We start from the raw sequence: 4,189 nt of genomic DNA, 5'->3' as shown, positions 1-4,189 counted from the left end.
CGAATCGATCCTGCGCTACGCTGAACTGCGCCGACGCTTCCCGGACGTGCCCATCATGATGGGCATCGGCAATCTCACCGAACTGACCGAGGCCGACACAACGGGCGTCAACGCCCTGCTGTTCGGCATCGCTTCCGAGCTGCGGCTGAATGCGGTTCTCGCCACCGAGGTGAGTCCCCATGCGCGAACAGCCGTGCGCGAAGCCGATCTCGCGCGTCGCATCATGCTCGCGGCGCGGGAGGAGTCGAGCCTGCCGAAGGGTTACGACCGCGGACTCACGACGACGCACGAGCGCAAGCCCTTTCCCGACAGCGCCGCGGAGATTGCCGAGCTCGCCCGAGCCGTCAAGGACCCGAGTTATCGCATTCACGTGAGCGAGGCCGGGATTCATGTCTACAACCGCGACGGCCATTTCACGGCGACTGGCGCGTTCGATCTCTACCCGCATCTGAAAGTGGAAGGCGACGCCGGACATGCGTTCTACCTCGGCGTCGAGCTCGCCAACGCCCAGACCGCATGGGAGCTCGGCAAGCGCTACAGCCAGGACGAACCGCTGGCATGGGGTGTCGCGGTGCGCCGGCAGGCGGAGCGGCTCGATGAATTCAAGGCCGCCGGCCCGACCCTTTCCCACGCTTTGCGGAAGTCCTGAACATGCCCGCGATCTGGGAAGTGATCGTCACGACGGTATCGCCTGCGGGAGAGGTGCACATTGCGCCGATGGGCATCCGCGAGGAGGAAGACGGCATACTGCTGCAGCCCTTCCGCCCCTCCACCACGCTGGAGAACGTCCTCGCGACGGGCGGCGCGGTGGTCAACTACACCGACGACGTACGTGTTTTTGCAGGATGCCTCACCGGTCGCCGCGAATGGCCGACGCTGCCCGTCGAGGCGATCGCAGGTCGCCGCCTGGAAGTAGCGCTCGCGCACCGCGAGCTGGCGCTGGCGCGGGTTGAGGACGACCCCGTGCGCCCACGCCTGTGGTGCCGGAGTGTGGCGTTCACTGCGCACGCGCCCTTTCGCGGCTTCAATCGCGCGCAAGCGGCGGTTCTCGAGGCGGCCATCCTGGTGAGCCGGCTCGACATGCTGCCGCCGGAGAAGGTGGATGCGGAAGTCGAGTACCTCGCGATTGCGATCTCGAAGACCGCCGGGGCCGCAGAGCGGGAAGCATGGGACTGGCTCACGGCGCGGATCGCCGCGCATCGCAGCGCCGACGCAGGGAGACCAAGGCGGTGACGCGAGCCCTGATCAGCGTGCGCTCGGCGGCGGAAGCCGCGGTCGCGGTGGCTCACGGTGCGGACCTGATCGACGCGAAGGAGCCCGCCCACGGCGCGCTGGGCGCGCTGCCTATGGATGCCATCCGCGAGATCGTGGCAACCGTCGCGGGCGCCCGGCCGGTCAGCGCGACGGTGGGCGATCTGCCGCCGGATCCCCGATTGATCGTGGCCGCCGTACAGGAGATCGCGGCGACCGGCGTCGACATGGTCAAGATCGGGCTGCTGCCGGGTCCGGATCGCCCTGCCTGCCTGCCGCCACTGGTGCCGATCGCCCGTCGACAGCCGCTGATCGCCGTGCTGTTCGCGGACCGCGACCCCGACCTCGAGTTGATACCGCGGATTGCCGGCGCCGGGTTCGTCGGCGTCATGCTCGATACGGCCGACAAGGCCGGCGGAGCGCTCACGTCACAGGCATCGCTGCCGTTTCTCTCGAGCTTCGTCGCTGCGGCGCGGCGCGAGGGCCTGCTCGCCGGACTGGCGGGATCTCTGCGGCGCGAGGACATCGCGACATTGCACCCGCTGGGTGCCTCCTACCTGGGTTTTCGCGGTGCGGTGTGCAAGCGCAACAACCGTGTCGACGGACTCGACCCGCGATGTCTGGACGAGATTTTGCTTTCGCTTCAGCGCGAGCTGATCGGGATTTCCCTTTCCGGCACCCGTTCAGTGAGTTAGCTCAATCAAGGCGAATCGATTTTCCGAACTCATCGCGAGTACTTTCGACCTCGGCGTTGCCATCCGGCAACATCATCGGTATACTTCTTTTTGTGCGTTGCAACAAAACCCCGCCGAGCCGGTCCAACGTGTCAGCAGAGTCATATCCGATTGAGCAAACGTACTTCGTTGCCGGACAGGGGAAAAGGAGCAAAGCATCATGTTTCAAGAACCGAAAGTCCTGCCTTGGCTAGCCAAGAAGGCCGGGGTGCCGTTCCCGGAAGCCCGTGAAATCTGGCGTGATGTTGCCAGCGAAGCCGACGCCCAGGGTACAGAGGGTGCGGACGTCGCAGGGCGCATCGTGCGCGAGTTGCGGCGTAAGTTAAGAGAGAAGGGCCGGCAGTACCGGCGAGTTGGAAACCGCGAAAATGCGGGGCAAGCAGACTGGATGTTTCCAACGTCCTACATGCAGACGTGGGCGGAATGCCAGGCCCGCATCTTCCTGAACCTTTGGCTCGCCTGGGCCCGCGCCACACGCCCGGCGTAACCACCTTTCTCCTTTCCCTGGTATCGGCCAGCGTTCCTGCTGGCTCGTTGAAGAGGCGCCCGCCAGAGCGCGGACGCCTCCCCCGCTTTTCATCTAAAGTTGTGGATGCGCCCGCTCCAGCTTGCTGTGCAGTTTGTTGAGGGCTGAGAGGTAGGCTTTGGCGGACGCGACCACGATGTCCGTGTCCGCTCCCTGCCCATTCACGATGCGTCCTTCCTTGAAGAGCCGCACGGTGACCTCTCCCTGCGCGTCCGTCCCGCTCGTGATGTTGTTGACGGAAAACAGCTGGAGCTGGGCACCGCTGTGCACCATCGACTCGATTGCCTTGAACGAGGCATCGACGGGACCGCTGCCCTCTGCTTCCGCCCGGCGCTCCGCGCCGCCTTCGGCGATGATCACCCGCGCAAACGGCGTCTCACCGGTCTCGCTGTGGACCGCCATCGAAAGCAGCCGGTAGTGCTCCTGCTCGGGTGTTACCGCCTCGTCGGAAACCAGCGCGTGCAAGTCCTCGTCGAAAATGTCGTGCTTCTTGTCCGCAAGCTCCTTGAACTTGCTGAAGGCGATGTTCACGGCATCCTCGGAATCGAGATCCACGCCGATCTCGGCAAGACGCTTCTTGAAGGCATTACGGCCCGAATGCTTGCCGAGCACGAGCCGGTTCTCGCGCCAGCCGACGTCCTCGGCCCGCATGATTTCATAGGTTTCGCGGTGCTTGATCACGCCGTCCTGGTGAATCCCGGATTCGTGGGCGAAGGCGTTGGCCCCGACGATGGCCTTGTTCGGCTGCACGGCAAATCCCGTAACACCGGCCACGAGGCGGCTCGCCGGTACGATCTGTGTCGTATCGACGTTGGTGTCGCAACCATAGATGTCGATGCGCGTACGGATGGCCATGACGATTTCCTCGAGCGCGGCGTTGCCGGCACGCTCGCCGAGCCCGTTGATCGTGCATTCCACCTGCCGCGCACCGTTGCGCACGGCCGAGAGCGAGTTCGCCACGGCAAGCCCGAGGTCGTTGTGACAGTGGACCGAGAATACCGCCTTGTCGGAATTCGGGATCCGCGTGCGCAGCGTGCGGATGAGCTCACCGAACTGATCCGGGATCGCGTAGCCGACGGTGTCGGGAATGTTGAGGGTGGTGGCACCGGCATCGATCACCGCCTCCAGCACCCGGCAGAGGAATTCCACGTCGGAGCGCCCGGCATCCTCCGGCGAAAACTCCACGTTGTCCGTGAACTGGCGAGCAAAGCGGACGGCCTCGACCGCGTGCTCGAGCACCTGGGAAGGCTCCATGCGCAGCTTCTTCTCCATGTGGATGGGAGAAGTTGCGATGAACGTGTGGATCCGCCCGGATGCCGCCCCCTTGAGCGCTTCGGACGCACGCAGAATGTCGGACTGGGTGGCGCGAGCAAGGGCGCACACCGTGCTGTCCTTGATATGGTCGGCAACCGCCTTCACCGCCTCGAAATCCCCCGGACTCGCGGCCGGGAAACCGGCCTCGATCACGTCCACCCGCATGCGTTCGAGCTGGCGCGCAATGCGCACCTTCTCTTCCCGCGTCATGGATGCGCCCGGACTCTGCTCGCCGTCGCGCAACGTGGTATCGAAAATGATCACTCTGTCGGTCATGACTGCACTCCGCTTGGGCCCCGTCTTCGCGAGGGGCACGCTGCCGGCACACGCGGACGGAATGATTGTTCGAAGGGCCGACTGCGCT

5 protein-coding genes are annotated in these 4,189 nt (G+C 65.0%); 4 read left to right on the top strand and 1 reads right to left on the bottom strand.

The window, feature by feature from the left end; genetic code table 11:
* The 4 genes from JNK68_16325 to JNK68_16310 all read left to right on the top strand — a co-directional run.
* Positions 1-649 (top strand): dihydropteroate synthase (locus tag JNK68_16325; protein ID MBL8541910.1); only part of this gene is annotated, 649 nt, incomplete at its 5' end.
* Positions 650-651: 2 nt separating this feature from the next.
* A complete protein-coding gene (locus JNK68_16320) occupies positions 652-1,233 on the top strand; it encodes a DUF447 family protein (GenBank protein MBL8541909.1) in 582 nt (193 codons plus the stop codon).
* Positions 1,167-1,946, top strand: a complete 780-nt coding sequence (locus tag JNK68_16315; protein MBL8541908.1) for a (5-formylfuran-3-yl)methyl phosphate synthase — start codon at positions 1,167-1,169, stop codon at positions 1,944-1,946. Before JNK68_16320 ends, JNK68_16315 begins: the two co-directional genes overlap by 67 nt.
* Positions 1,947-2,145: 199 nt before the next feature.
* Positions 2,146-2,472 (top strand): hypothetical protein, encoded by a 327-nt coding sequence (locus JNK68_16310; protein ID MBL8541907.1) that lies wholly within the window; start codon positions 2,146-2,148, stop codon positions 2,470-2,472.
* Between the two features lie 93 nt (positions 2,473-2,565).
* Here the strand turns inward: JNK68_16310 and JNK68_16305 are convergent, their stop codons facing one another.
* The gene (locus tag JNK68_16305; protein MBL8541906.1) at positions 2,566-4,101 is read right to left on the bottom strand and encodes a 2-isopropylmalate synthase; all 1,536 of its coding nucleotides are present in this window, start codon (positions 4,099-4,101) and stop codon (positions 2,566-2,568) included.
* Positions 4,102-4,189: the final 88 nt, after the last annotated feature.

The sequence above is a fragment of the Betaproteobacteria bacterium genome, assembly GCA_016791345.1.
GTDB lineage: Bacteria > Pseudomonadota > Gammaproteobacteria > Burkholderiales > JAEUMW01 > JAEUMW01.
The sequence above is the reverse complement of the archived record's forward strand: the minus strand, read 5'-3'. Positions and strand labels throughout refer to the sequence as shown.